The sequence below is a fragment of the Pseudomonas muyukensis genome (assembly GCF_019139535.1).
GTDB classification, from domain to species: domain Bacteria; phylum Pseudomonadota; class Gammaproteobacteria; order Pseudomonadales; family Pseudomonadaceae; genus Aquipseudomonas; species Aquipseudomonas muyukensis.
In genome coordinates this window covers 4,444,106-4,458,976 of record NZ_CP077073.1, presented here as the reverse complement: position 1 = coordinate 4,458,976, position 14,871 = coordinate 4,444,106, and the positions used below count along the sequence as shown (strand labels likewise).

Here is a 14,871-nt window from a genome sequence, read left to right as displayed (position 1 = left end):
TATGAATGGGCAGTCGAGAAGTGAACAAGTTGAAGAGCTGATCGCCAGGTTGTCGGTCAATAGAAATTCGCGGGACGAAAATGAACTGTGTTGCGAAGTTAGATCGATTTCAGAGAATGAAAAATTACAGGTTGTTCGTGATCTGATAGTTTTTAATGTTCGCCTCGCTGCTGCTGTCGCCGCACGAGTGCATTTGGCAAAGCGGCAGCAGGTGCAGTTGATGAGGGAGCTTTTAGAAAGTGGGGGGGGTAATACTATAAGACAATTTGTAGGTCGTTTGTTTTCGCATCGACTAAGTGCTTCATTGGTTTTGAAAGAGCTAATGAGGGCGAGGGCGAATAATCCTGATGCAGTTAGTTTGATGGCGTATTATTTTTCCGGCACATTGGTGTTTAGAAGCGCAGATCAAAAATCTATTATTTGTAAGTTAAGGTCTGGTGACGCTGGGTGATGGAGTCAATAGCGAAAGCAGAAAAGTAGCAGAAAAAACGGAAAAGGGGACAAGTATGAAAAAAGAAAATGAAAAGTGGATAGATGTATTTTTCCTATTTTTCGACCCCAGTGTGGTCGAAGGGGTCGAGCAGCCATGCAGGTAGGCCGACATTAGAGTAGGAAAAATAAATCTGTCCCTTTTTGATTCCCTTTTTTGATTCTCGATTTATTGCGCGGTGTAAAAGTTGTTGTAATTTCTTGTCGTAAGGTGGGTCGCCGAAAAAGCGGACAGATCTATTTTCTTTGCTCTAACTTTGGTCCCTGCGGTGTCGAAAGAACGAAAAGCGAAAAGGGAAGCGAAAAGGGAAGCGAAAAGGGAAGCGAAAAGGGAAGCGAAAAGGGGGCAAGCGAAAAGGGGGCAAGCGAAAAGGGAACAGATTTATTTTTCCTACTCTAATTCCAGCTCCTGGCAGCGAAGGGATCTAGCTGTCATGTAGGTAGGCCGAGATTAGAGTGGGGAAAATAAATCTGTCCCCTTTTTTGTCGTCCCCTTTTTTGTCCCCTTTTTTCGACGCGAAGGCTGGAGGTAAGCAAGCGAGCATTATGACAATAATTACTGATCATAAAGGTAATCTTGTGAACGCTTTTCCAGGGAAAATATTCTGAATGTACTGTGCTCTGTTGTGGAGTAAGGAAAGGGCCGCTGCGGGGGGGGATGGAGTGCTTAAGGTAATTGAAATTCCTAAAGACGCCATTTCAATGCTTATAAATGCGGATTCTAAAAATTATCCATTGCTCTCGGAGCTGTGTCTTGATGATTATGGGTTGTACTCTGGAGATCAGTTGGATCGGTTGCGGCTTGAGTTGAAAGATATGTCAAGAGCAACAGGGGGGGCGGATGAGTTATTTTGTTCTTTGGATACTCTTGCTTTGGAGGCAAGGGTGCTTGGGGAGAGTATTTTGTTTGATCCGTTTAGGGGTAAGTAGCGAGGGAAAGAAGGCTTGGGAAAGGGAAAAGGGGACGAAAGGAAAAGGGGACAGGTTAAAGGAAAAGGGGACAGATTTATTTTTCCTACTCTAATTCCAGCTCCTGGCAGCGAAGGGATCTAGCTGTCATGTAGGTGGGCCGAGATTAGAGTGGGGAAAATAAATCTGTCCCATTTTTTCTAACAAAATCACGGACGCCCGCTTTCCAGGTCTTGTTGAGTACCGTTATCAGTTGCCTAGAGCCAACACTAAGGGTGAATTGATTGGTGGGTATAAGCCTACATCCACGAAAACGACATGCGATCCAAAGGTGCTATCGGATAGCAAGGTGGCTGATATGTCTAGTCGCGCGGAAGTTCAGGCCGAGGCTTTGTTCAAAACCAGTCCGGCGTTGAGAGAGGCTAGTATTAAGGTTGACGGCTATTACTTCCAAGTGACACGTAATAGCAAAACTGGAGAGATAACAAACTCCTTCATTACTATGCCGCCGAGGACGAACTGATGGCTAGCTTGGCTTGGCTTGAAAGCCTCAAGGAATCATTTGCTTCAACTGATCTGGATTATGAGGACCTTTATGAACTGTTAGAGGCCTCTATAGTGAGAGGGCGAACTAGTTTTCCTACGTTTATCTATGACGCTTCGCGGGGAGTTGGCTTCTCTGTGAGTGAGGGTTTTTTTTACTCTCTTGATCAGGACTGGGACGACCCGGAAGAATTCGATGAGGTTAGTTTCTTTTTGGGTGATGTGGAAATTTCAAGTATCCCAGTATCTGACTACGTTCTCCTGATGAAAGTTGCAGCTTATGTTTACTCTGCTTTCTTTTCTGATGAGGGGAGGGATGTTCTAAGGTCTGCTGAAATATTAGAAGAGCGATACTCAAAGAAGTCCCTGTCTAATAAATAAAAAAAGGGGTAAACAAAAGGGGCGGGGCGGGAAAAGGGGGCGACGGGAAAAGGGGGCGACGGGAAAAGGGGGCGGATTTATTTTTCCTACTCTAATTTCGGTTCCTGGCGGCGAACGGATCTAGCCTACATGTAGGTAGGGCGAGATTAGAGCAGGGAAAATAAATCTGTCCCCTTTTCGCTGCGCTTCCGAATCCTCGCAATGCTGCCAATCTCATCGGTGGACCTCTAGAGAATGCGACCAAGGTGAGTGGGAACTTCGATAAGGTAAACGGGCCAGCTAATGGGACTCTTTACAGAGCTGACAATCGAAGGAATATTACTAGTTACGCGGTTTATGACTCACAAGGGATGATCTTGAAGCGAGTTGACGTAACAGGGGCAGCCCATACGAATATTCCAACACCTCATGTTATTGAGTATGGGCGTAACAAGTTGCCGGATGGATCGATTAGAGTTCAGTCGCCTTCCTCAAAACTACCACCAAGACCAGCAACCTTGGAAGAGATACCATGAAAACAGTTAAATTTTTTGCGGAAATAATAGGGCTAAAAAAATTTGAGGCTTGGCGAGCTGGCTGGCAGGATCCTGAGTCTATTGACATATTTTCTTATGTTGAGGATGTCGTAAGCCCAGAGGATAGTTTGATTTTTTGTAAGTGGCTATTTCCGGATTTTGTTGTGTTTGAGGATTCGGTGATATTAGCCATGAAATTTGATGAGGCCGCGTTTCGCATCTGGCTGCAGCATTTTTCAGGCGATAAAGCCGGAGTTGAAAAAATGTTGAATCACACTCATCTTTATGATGTGTTTTCAGGGTGTGGATCTTCCGTGGGTGAGGTTGTATTTGAGCAACTTTCCAATGTGCTGGCTATGTCCTGGCGAATGGTGTTAAAGGAGCGATTCCCGGATAGAAGATTTCACGTTGAGGCTACCAACTCCGATCAGGAGTATGGGCCGGTGGTCACGTTCCATGAAGTGCGTGGGGAAAAGGGGACGGATTTATTTTTCCTACTCTAATTCCGGTTCCTGGCAGCGAAGGGAGCTAGCTGTCATGTAGGTGGGCGGGGATTAGAGTAGGGGAAATAAATCTGTCCCCTTTTTGCTGAAATCGAGCTGGAGTAATGTAAAGTGACCAACTTTTATCTGAAGATAAAGATTCTTAATAGGGAGGAGGCAGGGCGATTTGTAGCGATGGCTTCGATTGGGTTGCTTGTGTCAGTTAGGAATGGTGTAGTAGAGCTGGGTGAGGCAGAGCGCTTGTTGTTCTCGCCTGGGGTGTCAAATATTTTGAGAGAGAAAGGAATTTCCTCTGTTGTCTGTGATCTGGTTATGGAATGTTGCGAGCTGGATGATGTGCTTGGTCTATTGCCCGGGAAGTTTGATGGCGAGATTGCTCGACTGATTGATGCTTTTTCGGCGTATTTGAGCGCTACAGTGCCGCTAGATGCTTATTCAGAATATATGGAGTTCAGGTAGTTCATATGTTGGTGGTAGGGTGGAAAAAGGGACGGAAAAAGACGGAAAAGGGGGCGGATTTATTTTTTCTACTTTAATTTCGGCTCCTAGCGGCGAAGGGATCTAGCAGCCATGCAGGGCAGGCCGAAATTAGAGTGGAGAAAATAAATCTGTCCCCTTTTTCGCCTTTTTCGGTTAGGTTAAGGGAAAGGTGCCCAAATGTTCAGTTGATGTATTTGCGCGATTTTTAGGTGATAGATGAAATATTTAGAGATTAGGTCCGAGGTGGAGCTAATGTTTCAGCGAGGGGGTGGTGAGCGAAGCCTGACATTGTATCAGGCGTTTGGTTACGCCTATGATGAGATGGAAAACTATTTTCAATCTAAAGTCGAGGACGTTCGCTTGGCCGCCTATGTCTCATTGTTTATAATTCCTGTAAAAGCTGGGTTGGAGTTTGTAGCGGAGGATCCGTTTACTCAAGATATTGCTTCTGAGTTTGTGGAGGTGTACGCTCATTTTAAAAATAGAGGGTTTTGTCAATTGATCGAAGATGAGGCGGCGATGCTGGTAGATGCTGCGGAAGTGTTTTGTTACTTGGCGAAATTTTGTTTGGCTTGATGTTTCACAATAAGCGCGAACGTGCCATCCAGGGAGCGCAGGGCAAGGAGAATAAGGCGGAATTATTTTTGCTGCTCTAAATTCGGCTGGTAGTAAAGTTTTATCTTGATAGTGCGGAGAGTCGTGGCTTGCTAGTGATTTGGAAGAATATGAATAAGCTGTATTGTTTGTGTTGGCATCTGGCGGCGGTATAGGAATTCAGGTTGAGCTGTCAATTAACGGAAAGTAGAGATTGAATGGGGTTGAGGGAAACAGGGGGAAGGGCAGTGCACAGTGCTGAGTTGAATGAGGTGTTGGTTGCTCATAATTGCTTGCGTTCTATCGATATTCAATTGAATGATGAGGGAGTGGCCTATGACCTGTTTCTATCCGTTTCGGTACCTGAAGAAATAGGTGGCGCTGTTGTGCGTGTGAGGTTCTTCGATGTCAGCCAGCTTGCGATTGAAGATTTTGGTGGCGGGTTGACTCAGCTGATGCATATGCATGTAGACAAGTTGGACTCTGGTCTTGATAGGGTGCGTTATAGATTTAGCGACCTTGAGGGCGAAAGGGTGTCATTTTATTTTTCATCATTCTCTGTTGATTGATTCAGCGCAAAAGGGTGAATCTATTTTCCCGGAGGGAAAATACCTACCCCCGCCTGTTACCGGCCGCCGTCCAGAACAAGGAAGTCGTCATGTTTTCCAAAATCAGTCTCGAACAATGGCGGGCATTCGTCTGCACCGTCGAATGCGGCGGCTTCCAGCAAGCCGGCGAGCGCCTGTTCAAGTCGCAGTCGGCGGTCAGCCACGCGGTCAACCGCATGGCGCAGTTGCTCGGCCAGGAGTTGTTCGTCATCGAGGGGCGCAAGGCCGTGCTCACCCCTCTGGGCCAGGCGCTGTTGCCCCAGGCCAAGCACCTGCTCGGCGCGGCGCAGAAGCTCGAGCACCTGGCCAACCAGTACCAACCGGGGTTGTTCAGCGAACAGGCGCTGGCAGTGGATGTATTGTTCCCCCTCGAAGTGCTGCAGCAGGCGCTGGTGGCGTTCGCCGAGGACTACCCGGATCAGCGCATCCGTTTGTACGAACCTGCGCTTTCCGGGGCGTGCGAGCTGCTCGAGGACGGCAAGGTCGAACTGGCCATCGCCAGCCGCCTGCCGGCGGGTTACGTGCAGGAGCTGCTGCTGAACATCACCCTGGTCTGCGTGGCGGGCGCCGAGCATCCGTTGGCCCTGGCGCAGGGCAAGCTGAGCCTGGATGACATCAGGCCGCATCGCCAGGTGGTGATTCGCGACTCTGGCATCCGTCACTCGCAAAACAGCGGTTGGCTGGGCACCTCCCAGCGTTGGACGGTAAGCAGCCTGGCAACCGCCGAACGCTTTGTCGAACAGGGGCTGGGTTTTGCCTGGTTGCCGGAACACTGCGTGAACCCTGGGCTGCGCCAAGGGCGCTTGCGGCGGGTCAAGCTGCAGCACCAGCAGACACGCGAGGTGCCGATGTACATAGGCTATCCAGAAGCCTCTCGGCATAGCCCACAGGTGCAGCGGCTGGCCCAGGGCCTGCGCCAGGGTTGCCGGCAGCAGTGCCCCGCCGAGCCGTGAGGCTGCCCGCCTACTGCGCCTCGCGCACGCGAACGATGGCCTGGCGCAACTCATCCAGGCCCAGGGCGCCTGATACCAGGTAGCGCCCGTCGATCACCAGGCTGGGCACCGAACGGATGCCCAGGCGCTGACCCAACGCCAGCTCGTCGTGCAGCAGTTGTGGCGCCTGCTCGTAGAACGCCAAGGCGAATGCGGCGGTGTCCAGGCCCGCTTCCTCGGCAAGGGTCAGCACCGTGGCGTGGTCGCCGATATTGCGGTTTTCCACCAGGTGCGCCTCTTGCAGGCGTTCGAACATCCTGGCGTGGCCGGGGTTGCCGGCCAGCAGCGTGGCGGCCTGGCAGGCCAGGCCGGCGAGCAGGCCGGTGGGGTAGTCGAAGGCCTGTTGGCGCATGCCCTCGATATTGATGCGCGGGGTGTCTTCGGCCTCGGCGCAGGCGCGCCAGTGCTCGAGGATGGTCTGCTTGGCCTGGGTCATCGAGCCGAAGCGCTCGATCATCGCCTCGCGGCTGGTTTGCAGGATGAAGGTGCGGTGCTGGATGTCCAGGTTCAGTTCGGCCTGCAGCGCTTGCAGGCGTGGCGCCAGCACGAAACACCAGGCACAGACGGCATCGTGGAAAAATTCGACCTTGAGCGGGCGCATGGGCAATTCCGTTTGCAAAGGGGAGGGCGGCACTATCCCCAGTACCTGGCTGGGAAAAAAGCGACAAAAATGGCGCCAATCCACTCATCCTGTTCATCAATGGCGGCCAGTGCCGGTATCGAGCGGGTAGAATGGCGTTTTTGCCTGATCCAAGACCTCCATGAGCCCAGCCATCGTTACCCTCGAGCAGCACCTGCTCGCCGCCCTCGACCCCGCCCCGAGCGAAACCCGTCGCCTATTCCATGGCCGTGGCCGCTGCTGGCCGGGGCTGGAGCAGATCACCGTCGACTGGCTTGATGGCGTGCTGCTGGTGGCGCTGTTTCGCGAGCCGCCCGAGGGCCAGTTGGCCGAGCTCGAGGCGATGCTGCGCGCCCTGGCCGAACGGCCGCAGTGGACCGGCCAGGCCATGCTGCTGCAACACCGCTACCTGCCCGACAGCCCGGGCCAATGGTTGCTCGGCGAACCTTGCCAGCAGCGCGAGGTGGTCGAGGATGGCCTGCGCTACCTGCTCGACCTCGGCGTGCGCCAGAACAACGGCCTGTTCCTGGACATGCGTTATGGCCGGCGCTGGGTGCGCGAGCAGGCGGCGGGCAAGCGGGTACTCAACCTGTTCGCCTACACCTGCGGGTTCTCGGTGGCGGCGATTGCCGGTGGCGCCGAGCAGGTGGTCAACCTGGACATGGCCAAGTCGGCGCTGTCGCGCGGGCGCGACAACCATCGGCTCAATGGCCATGACGCCTCGCGCGTGGCATACCTGGGGCATGAGCTGTTCAAGTCGTGGGGCAAGGTGCGCAAGTACGGGCCGTACGACCTGATCATCATCGACCCGCCGACCTTCCAGCGCGGCAGCTTCGTGCTGACCCAGGACTACGCCAAGATCCTGCGGCGGTTGCCGGAGTTGTTGCACGAGGGGGGGACGGTGCTGGCCTGCGTCAACGATCCAGGGATCGGGCCGCAGTTCTTGATCGATGGCATGGCCGAGCAGGCGCCGGGGTTGGCGTTCGTCGAGCGGTTGGCGAACCCGCCGGAGTTTGCCGATGCCGACCCTGAAGGTGGGTTGAAGGCGTTGGTGTTTCGCCAGCAGCCTTGAGGGCGGGCTGTTCGCCAGCAAGGCTGGCTCCTACAGGTGCAGGAGCCGGGTAATGCTGGCGAAGGAGGCTTACTTGTCGGTGTAGATCTGGTCGAACACGCCGCCGTCGTTGAAGTGGGTCTTCTGCACGGTGCGCCAGTCACCGAAGGTTTTTTCCACCGAGAGGAAATCCACTTTCGGGAAGCGGTCGGTGTACTTGGCCAACACCGTCGCGTCACGCGGGCGCAGGTAGTTGTTGGCGGCAATTTCCTGGGCCGCTGGCGACCACAGGTACTTCAGGTATTCCTCGGCCACAGCCTGGGTGCCTTTCCTGGCCACCACCTTGTCGACCACGCTCACCGGCGGCTCGGCCTCGGCCGACACGCTCGGGTAGACCACCTCGAACTGGTCGCGGCCGAACTCGCGGGCGATCATCTCGGCTTCGTTCTCGAAGGTGACCAGCACATCGCCGATCTGGTTGGTCATGAAGGTGGTGGTGGCGGCGCGGCCACCGGTGTCGAGCACCGGCGCCTGCTTGAACAGCTTGCCGACGAAGTCGCGGGCCTTGGCCTCGTCACCGCCCTGCTTGAGCACGTAGCCCCAGGCCGAGAGGTAGGTGTAGCGGCCGTTGCCCGAGGTCTTTGGGTTGGGCACGATCACCTGCACGCCGTCCTTGAGCAGGTCGGGCCAGTCCTTCAGCGCCTTGGGGTTGCCCTTGCGCACGATGAACACGGTGGCCGAGGTGAACGGCGCGCTGTTGTTCGGCAGGCGCGTGACCCAGTTGTCCGGCACCAGCTTGCCGTTGTCGACCAGGGCGTTGATGTCGGTGGCCATGTTCATGGTGATGACATCGGCCGGCAGGCCATCGATCACCGCGCGGGCCTGCTTGCTCGAACCGCCGAAGGACATCTGCACGTTGACCTTCTCGTTGTGCTCGGCTTGCCAGTGTTTCTGGAACGCCGGGTTGTAGTCCTTGTAGAAGTCGCGCATCACGTCGTAAGAGACGTTGAGTAGGGTGGGCGCGGCTTGGGCGAGGTTGCCCAGGGCAAGGCCGGCGGTCAGGAGCGAGGCACTTAACAGTTTTTTCACTGGGGCGAATTCCTTGTTCTGGTTCAAAGGGTTGGCGATATGCCAGCGACTATAGCGGGTGGCTTTGCGCGGGCTAAAGAACAAAACGGTCTTTGGTTATGTCGGTGTCGCCCTGTTCGCCGGCAAGCCGGCCCTGCGCTAGGGGCCGGCTTGCCGGCGAACGCTTCACAGCTTTGCAAACAACGCATTGCCACACCGCGAACAGAACGCCGCGCCGTGCTCATGGTGCTTCTTGGCGCAGCTCGGGCAGTCATGCTGCAACTGCTCGCCGCGCAGGGCATTGGCCAGCTCGGCGGTGAAGATGCCGGTGGGCACGGCGATGATCGAGTAACCGGTGATCATCACCAGCGACGACAGCACCTGGCCCAGCGGGGTCTTCGGCACGATGTCGCCAAAACCCACGGTGGTCAGGGTGACGATGGCCCAGTAGATGCCCTTGGGGATGCTGGTAAAGCCATGCTCGGGGCCTTCGATCACGTACATCAGGGTGCCGAACACGGTGACCAGGGTCGAGACGCTGACCAGGAACACGATGATCTTCTGCTTGCTGCCCTGCAGCGCCGCCAGCAGGTAGTGGGCCTGCTTGAGGTAGGGGCTGAGCTTGAGCACGCGGAAGATCCGCAGCATGCGCACCACGCGGATCATCAGCAGGTACTGGGCGTCGCTGTAGTACAGGGCGATGATCCCCGGCACGATCGCCAGCAGGTCGACCAGCCCGTAGAAGCTGAAGGCGTAGCGCAGCGGCTTGGGCGAGCAGTACAGGCGGGTGAGGTACTCGGCGAGGAAGATCGCCGTGAAGCCCCACTCGATGCCGGCCAGCAGCCCGGCATAGTTCTGGTGCACGTCGTCGATGCTGTCGAGGATCACCGTGACCAGGCTGGCCAGGATGATCAGCAGGAGAATCTTGTCGAAGCGCCTTCCGGCCGTGGTGTCGGTCTGGAAGACGATGACGTAGAGCCGCTCGCGCAGGCTCGCGGGGTTGTCCATGGGCTCGTTCCCTTGTGCGAATGGGCAGAGCCTAGGGGTTGGGTTTCAGCTGTGCAAGCGAGGCGCGTCGCGACGCTGGTTGAGCCGGGCCAGGTGGCTGCCCAGGTGCATCAACCAACAGGCGGTCACGAACGGGGCGGTCAGCCCGGCAATCGGCAGCAGGTTGAACAGCGCTTGCAGCAGCAGGGCGCAGGCGATGGCAAGCAAGGTCACCCAGGGTTTCTCGCCCTGGCGGCTGAAGGCCAGGGCGGCCAACGCGGCGTTGAAGCCATACAGGCCCAGCCAGGCAGCCTGGGTTTCACCGGCCAGCAAGGCGAAACCGCCGCCGATGGCTGAGCCGATCAGGGCCCAGGTGGCGGCATAGGGGTTGGCGAGGTACAGGCCGATGACGATCAGCAGGCCGGCCATGGGCTTGTCCAGCAGGAAGATCTGCCCGACCCCGCGCAGCAGGGCATAGGCCACATCGGCCTCGACCGGGCCGTTGGCCGCGGGGCTGGCCAGCAGCAGGGTGGCCCAGCCGAGCAGCACGAAGGGCGCGGTATAGGCGATCAGCAGCTTGCCGCCGCGCTTGCGCCACTGGTGGGTGAGCATGCTCGACAGGCCGCCGGCGGCGATGATCAGCGGCGGCAGGATCGCCGACCAGGGCAGCACGGCGCTGATCAGCAGGCCGATGAGCACGCCGTTGTAGCAGTACAGCCCGGCCTGGCGGTCGGCGCGTTCGTAGCCGCGGCGCTGGGCGGTGAGCAGGCCGGCCAGGGCCCCGAGCAGGGCGCCGCCGACCAGGTTCGGCGCGGTCAGCAGGATCGCCAGCAGGCAGCACAGGCCGCACAACGGGTTGCGCAGCAGCAGCACCTGGCTGAAGCCGTTGAGCAAGGCCGTGGCCCAGTCGGGGCACGGGTTGATGAAATTCTTGGTGTACATGGGCAGTCGATACGGTGAGTGGGGGAGCGGTGGGCCTCTTTGGGGCTCGGTTTTGCGCAGTTCTTTTGCATCGGTGTATGGGCAGGGCTGCGCCCTGCAATCGCGACACAAGGCCGCTCCTACAGGGATCGTGTATTCATGCCTGGGTGCGATCCCTGTAGGAGCGGCCTTGTGTCGCGAAAGGAGCGCAGAGCGCCCCCGGCGATCTCAGACCAAGGTCTCGATCCGCAAGGTGTTAGTCGAGCCCGGCTTGCCGAAAGGCACACCGGCGGTGATCAGCAGGGTGTCGCCGCGGCTGGCCATGCCTTGGGCCTGGGCGATTTCCAATGCGGTGGAGACCACCTCGTCGACCTGGCGCAGGCGGTCGTTGACCACCGAGTGCACGCCCCAGGTCACGCTCAGGCGCCGCGCGGTGTTCAGGTTCGGCGTCAGGTTGAGGATCGGCGCCCGTGGCCGCTCGCGGGCGGCGCGCAGGGTCGAGGCCCCCGACTCGCTGTAGTTGACCAGCACCGCCACCGGCAAGATACCGCTGATGCGGCGGATCGCGCAGCTGATGGCATCCGACACCGTGGCCTCGGCCTTGGGCCGGCCGACGTCGAGCTGGGCCTGGTAGTCCGGGCCGTTTTCCACCTGGCGGATGATCTTGCTCATCATCTGCACCGCTTCCAGCGGGTAGTCGCCCGAAGCGGTCTCGGCCGACAGCATCACCGCGTCCGCGCCTTCGGCCACGGCGTTGGCCACGTCGGTGACCTCGGCGCGGGTCGGGGCCGGCGAGAAGCGCATCGATTCGAGCATCTGGGTGGCCACCACCACCGGTTTGCCCAGCTGGCGGCAGGTGCCGATGATGCGCTTCTGGATCTGCGGCACGCTCTCGGCCGGCACCTCCACGCCCAGGTCGCCACGGGCGACCATGATCGCGTCGGACAGCTCGGCGATGGCCTGCAACTGCTCGACCGCCGAAGGCTTCTCGATCTTGGCCATCAGGTAGGCGCGGTCACCGATCAACTGGCGCGCTTCGGTGATGTCCTCGGGGCGCTGGACGAACGACAGGGCCACCCAGTCCACGCCCAGCTCCAGGCCGAAGGCCAGGTCGCGGCGGTCCTTCTCGGTGAGCGGGGAGAGGTCGAGCACCGCTTGCGGCACGTTGACGCCCTTGCGGTCGGACAGCTCGCCACCGTTGAGCACTTCGGTGTCGATCGCGTCGCTGTGCTTGGCGGTGACCCGCAGGCGCAGCTTGCCGTCGTCCAGCAGCAGGTCCATGCCCGGCTCGAGGGCGGCGATGATCTCTGGGTGCGGTAGGTTGACCCGGCGGCTGTCGCCGGGGGTCTTGTCCAGGTCCAGGCGCAGGGCCTGGCCGCGTTGCAGCTGGACCTTGCCGTCGGCGAAGCGGCCCACGCGCAGCTTCGGCCCTTGCAGGTCCATGAGGATGCCCAGCGGGTAGTTGAGCTGCTGCTCGACTTCGCGGATCCACTGGTAGCGCAGGGCGTGGTCGGCGTGCTCGCCGTGGCTGAAGTTGAGGCGGAAGATGTTCACCCCGGCTTCGACCAGTTGGCGGATGTCGTCGATGCCTTCGATCGCAGGGCCGAGGGTGGCGAGGATCTTTACTTTTTTATCAGGCGTCATGATTGGGCAGTCTCGAGGATCAGGATGGCGCGGAAATCGTTGACGTTGGTGCGGGTCGGCTCGGTGACGATCAACGCATCGAGGGCGGCGAAGTAGCCATAGCCGTTGTTGTTGTCCAGCTCATCGCTGGCCGACAGGCCCAGGGCTTCGGCGCGGGTGTAGCTGCTTGGGGTCATGAAGGCGCCGGCGTTTTCTTCCGAGCCGTCGATACCGTCGGTATCACCGGCCAGGGCATGCACGCCCGGCAGGCCCTTGAGGCTTTCGGTGAGGCTGAGCAAAAACTCGGCGTTGCGCCCGCCACGGCCGTTGCCGCGCACGGTGACGGTGGTCTCGCCGCCGGAGAGGATCACGCAAGGCGCCTTGAGCGGCTGGCCGTGCAGCACGATCTGCCGGGCGATGCCGGCATGGACCTTGGCCACTTCGCGCGACTCGCCTTCCAGGTCGCCGAGGATCAGTGGGCTGAAGCCGGCCTGGCGGGCTTTTACCGCGGCAGCCTCGAGCGATTGCTGGGGGCGGGCGATCAGCTGGAAGTGGCTGCGCGCCAGCGCCGGGTCGTCGGCCTTGACGGTTTCCGAGGCGGGGTTGTGCAGCCAGTCGAGCACCGCTTGCGGCGCCTGGATGTCGTAGCGCTTGAGGATCGCCAGGGCGTCGGCCGAGGTGCTCGGGTCGGCCACGGTGGGGCCGGAGGCGATGACCGTGGCGAGGTCGCCGGGCACGTCGGAGATCGCGTAGGTGTAGACGGTGGCCGGCCAGCAGGCCTTGGCCAGGCGGCCGCCCTTGATCGCCGAGAGGTGCTTGCGCACGCAGTTCATCTCGCCGATGGTGGCGCCGGACTTGAGCAGCGCCTTGTTGATCTGCTGCTTGTCGGCCAGGGTCAGGCCTTCGGCTGGCAGGGCCAGCAGGGCCGAGCCGCCGCCGGAGAGCAGGAAGATGACCCGGTCGTCTTCGCTGAGGTTGCTGACCAGGGCCAGCACACGCTTGGCCACGGCCAGGCCGGCGGCGTCGGGGACCGGGTGGGCGGCTTCGACCACCTCGATCTTCTGGCAGTTGGCGCCGTGGCCGTAGCGGGTCACGACCAGGCCCGAGACCTCGCCCTGCCAGCTCTTCTCGACCACTTCGGCCATGGCGGCGGCGGCCTTGCCGGCGCCGATGACGATGACCCGGCCGCTACGGTCGGCGGGCAGGTGGGGTTCGAGGACCTGGCGCGGGTGGGCGGCGGCGATGGCTGTGTCGAACAGCTCGCGGAGAAGTTTTTGCGGATCGACCGACATGGCAGGCTCCCAGTTATTGTTGTTCTGCAGAATCGAAAACGCCCCTGGAACTGCCTCCGTGCAGGCCGAACCAGGGGCGGGTGTTGCTCGGGGTCACCAGGTGAGCCTGTGGTTGCAGGTTCACCGGTGTTGAATCTGAGATCTTGGGGGCGCTTTGCGCCCCTATCGCGGCACAAGGCCGCTCCTACAGGGGATTGCGTACCGCCTGTAGGGGCGGCCTTGTGTCGCGAAAGGGCTGCGCAGCAGCCCCCGGATTCAAATCACTTGTCGTCGCGGATCGAGAAGTTGGCCATGTGCTCCAGGCCCTTGATCAGCGCCGAGTGGTCCCAGTTGCCGCCGCCCAGTGCCACGCAGGTGCTGAACACTTGCTGGGCGTTGGAAGTGTTGGGCAGGTTGATGCCCAGCTCCTTGGCGCCTTGCAGGGCCAGGTTCAGGTCCTTCTGGTGCAGGTTGATGCGGAAGCCCGGGTCGAAGGTGCCCTTGATCATGCGCTCGGCGTGCACTTCGAGGATCTTCGACGAGGCGAAGCCGCCCATCAGCGCTTCGCGCACCTTGGCTGGGTCCGCGCCGTTCTTGGCGGCGAACAGCAGGGCTTCGCCGACGGCCTGGATGTTCAGGGCGACGATGATCTGGTTGGCCACCTTGGCGGTCTGGCCGTCGCCGTTGCCGCCGACGCGGGTGATGTTCTTGCCCATGGCTTCGAACAGCGCCAAGGCACGCTCGAAGGCTTTCGGGCAGCCGCCGACCATGATGCTCAGGGTGCCGGCCTTGGCGCCGACTTCGCCACCGGATACCGGGGCGTCCAGGTAGGCGGCGCCGGTGGCCTTGATCTTCTCGGCGAAGGCCTTGGTGGCGGTGGGCGAGATCGAGCTCATGTCGATCACCACCTTGTTCGGGCCGACACCTTCGACGACACCGTTCTCACCGAACAGGACCGCTTCGACCTGCGGGGTGTCTGGCACCATGACGATGATGAATTCAGCTTCCTGGGCCACTTCCTTCGGGTTGGCCAGGGCCACGGCGCCAGCGGCGATCAGGTCGGCCGGGGCGGCGTCGTGGTGGGTGGAAACGAAGATGCTGTGACCTGCCTTTTGCAGGTTCTGGGCCATGGGCTTGCCCATGATGCCGGTGCCGAGGAAACCGATTTTAGCCATGAGAGTTCTGCCTCTTTGTATTTGTATGAGCAGGCGACCTGGCCCTTGTAGGAGCGGCCTTGTGTCGCGATTGGGGCGCGAAGCGGCCCCACGATTTCGGTCAATTCAGCGATTGCCGGGGGCTGCTGCGCAGCCCATCGCG

17 protein-coding genes are annotated in these 14,871 nt (G+C 59.1%); 10 read left to right on the top strand and 7 right to left on the bottom strand.

The genetic code is table 11. The annotated features are described in order from the left end of the window. Position 1 precedes the first annotated feature (1 nt). The 9 genes from KSS95_RS19635 (at position 2) to KSS95_RS19595 (ending at position 5,975) form a co-directional block, all read left to right on the top strand. On the top strand, positions 2–451 hold the full coding sequence (locus KSS95_RS19635) for a hypothetical protein (protein WP_217848875.1): 450 nt from the start codon (positions 2–4) through the stop codon (positions 449–451). 647 nt (positions 452–1,098) lie between these two features. After that, positions 1,099–1,419 carry a hypothetical protein gene (locus tag KSS95_RS19630; RefSeq protein WP_217848873.1) on the top strand — a complete coding sequence of 107 codons (321 nt, stop codon included), beginning with the start codon at positions 1,099–1,101 and terminating at the stop codon, positions 1,417–1,419. Between the two features lie 501 nt (positions 1,420–1,920). Then, a complete protein-coding gene (locus KSS95_RS19625; protein WP_217848871.1) occupies positions 1,921–2,322 on the top strand; it encodes a hypothetical protein in 402 nt (133 codons plus the stop codon). A 245-nt stretch (positions 2,323–2,567) separates the two neighbouring features. Continuing rightward, entirely contained in the window at positions 2,568–2,837 is a 270-nt protein-coding gene (locus tag KSS95_RS24705; protein ID WP_217848869.1) for a polymorphic toxin type 24 domain-containing protein, read from the top strand. Beyond that, positions 2,834–3,340 carry a hypothetical protein gene (locus tag KSS95_RS19615; RefSeq protein WP_225935533.1) on the top strand — a complete coding sequence of 169 codons (507 nt, stop codon included), beginning with the start codon at positions 2,834–2,836 and terminating at the stop codon, positions 3,338–3,340. The genes KSS95_RS24705 and KSS95_RS19615 overlap by 4 nt, the downstream gene beginning before the upstream one ends. Positions 3,341–3,451: 111 nt before the next feature. Next, positions 3,452–3,799: a DUF3969 family protein gene (locus tag KSS95_RS19610; RefSeq protein ID WP_217848867.1), complete on the top strand. Its 348-nt coding sequence runs from the start codon at positions 3,452–3,454 to the stop codon at positions 3,797–3,799. 237 nt (positions 3,800–4,036) lie between these two features. Next, entirely contained in the window at positions 4,037–4,396 is a 360-nt protein-coding gene (locus KSS95_RS19605) for a hypothetical protein (RefSeq protein WP_217848866.1), read from the top strand. 266 nt (positions 4,397–4,662) lie between these two features. Beyond that, complete coding sequence (locus KSS95_RS19600; RefSeq protein ID WP_217848864.1) at positions 4,663–4,983, top strand: hypothetical protein; 321 nt, start codon at positions 4,663–4,665, stop codon at positions 4,981–4,983. Between the two features lie 89 nt (positions 4,984–5,072). Continuing rightward, positions 5,073–5,975 carry a LysR family transcriptional regulator gene (locus KSS95_RS19595; protein ID WP_217848862.1) on the top strand — a complete coding sequence of 301 codons (903 nt, stop codon included), beginning with the start codon at positions 5,073–5,075 and terminating at the stop codon, positions 5,973–5,975. 10 nt (positions 5,976–5,985) lie between these two features. Here KSS95_RS19595 and KSS95_RS19590 read toward each other — a convergent pair whose 3' ends face one another. After that, complete coding sequence (locus KSS95_RS19590; RefSeq protein ID WP_217848860.1) at positions 5,986–6,615, bottom strand: DsbA family oxidoreductase; 630 nt, start codon at positions 6,613–6,615, stop codon at positions 5,986–5,988. 160 nt (positions 6,616–6,775) lie between these two features. On the opposite strand from KSS95_RS19590, the gene KSS95_RS19585 reads away from it, so the two are divergent. After that, entirely contained in the window at positions 6,776–7,705 is a 930-nt protein-coding gene (locus KSS95_RS19585) for a class I SAM-dependent methyltransferase (protein ID WP_217848858.1), read from the top strand. Between the two features lie 69 nt (positions 7,706–7,774). Here the strand turns inward: KSS95_RS19585 and KSS95_RS19580 are convergent, their stop codons facing one another. The 6 genes from KSS95_RS19580 to KSS95_RS19555 all read right to left on the bottom strand — a co-directional run bounded on the left by KSS95_RS19580 (position 7,775) and on the right by KSS95_RS19555 (position 14,729). Then, positions 7,775–8,773 (bottom strand): sulfate ABC transporter substrate-binding protein, encoded by a 999-nt coding sequence (locus tag KSS95_RS19580; RefSeq protein WP_217848856.1) that lies wholly within the window; start codon positions 8,771–8,773, stop codon positions 7,775–7,777. 165 nt (positions 8,774–8,938) lie between these two features. Further along, positions 8,939–9,760: an ion transporter gene (locus KSS95_RS19575; protein WP_217848854.1), complete on the bottom strand. Its 822-nt coding sequence runs from the start codon at positions 9,758–9,760 to the stop codon at positions 8,939–8,941. Positions 9,761–9,805: 45 nt separating this feature from the next. Further along, positions 9,806–10,681: an urea transporter gene (locus KSS95_RS19570; RefSeq protein WP_217848852.1), complete on the bottom strand. Its 876-nt coding sequence runs from the start codon at positions 10,679–10,681 to the stop codon at positions 9,806–9,808. 207 nt (positions 10,682–10,888) lie between these two features. Beyond that, a complete protein-coding gene (pyk, locus tag KSS95_RS19565) occupies positions 10,889–12,304 on the bottom strand; it encodes a pyruvate kinase (RefSeq protein ID WP_217848850.1) in 1,416 nt (471 codons plus the stop codon). Beyond that, positions 12,301–13,575, bottom strand: a complete 1,275-nt coding sequence (locus tag KSS95_RS19560) for a glycerate kinase type-2 family protein (RefSeq protein WP_217848848.1) — start codon at positions 13,573–13,575, stop codon at positions 12,301–12,303. The genes pyk and KSS95_RS19560 overlap by 4 nt, the downstream gene beginning before the upstream one ends. Before the next feature lie 260 nt (positions 13,576–13,835). Further along, entirely contained in the window at positions 13,836–14,729 is an 894-nt protein-coding gene (locus KSS95_RS19555; protein WP_217848846.1) for a 2-hydroxy-3-oxopropionate reductase, read from the bottom strand. Positions 14,730–14,871: the final 142 nt, after the last annotated feature.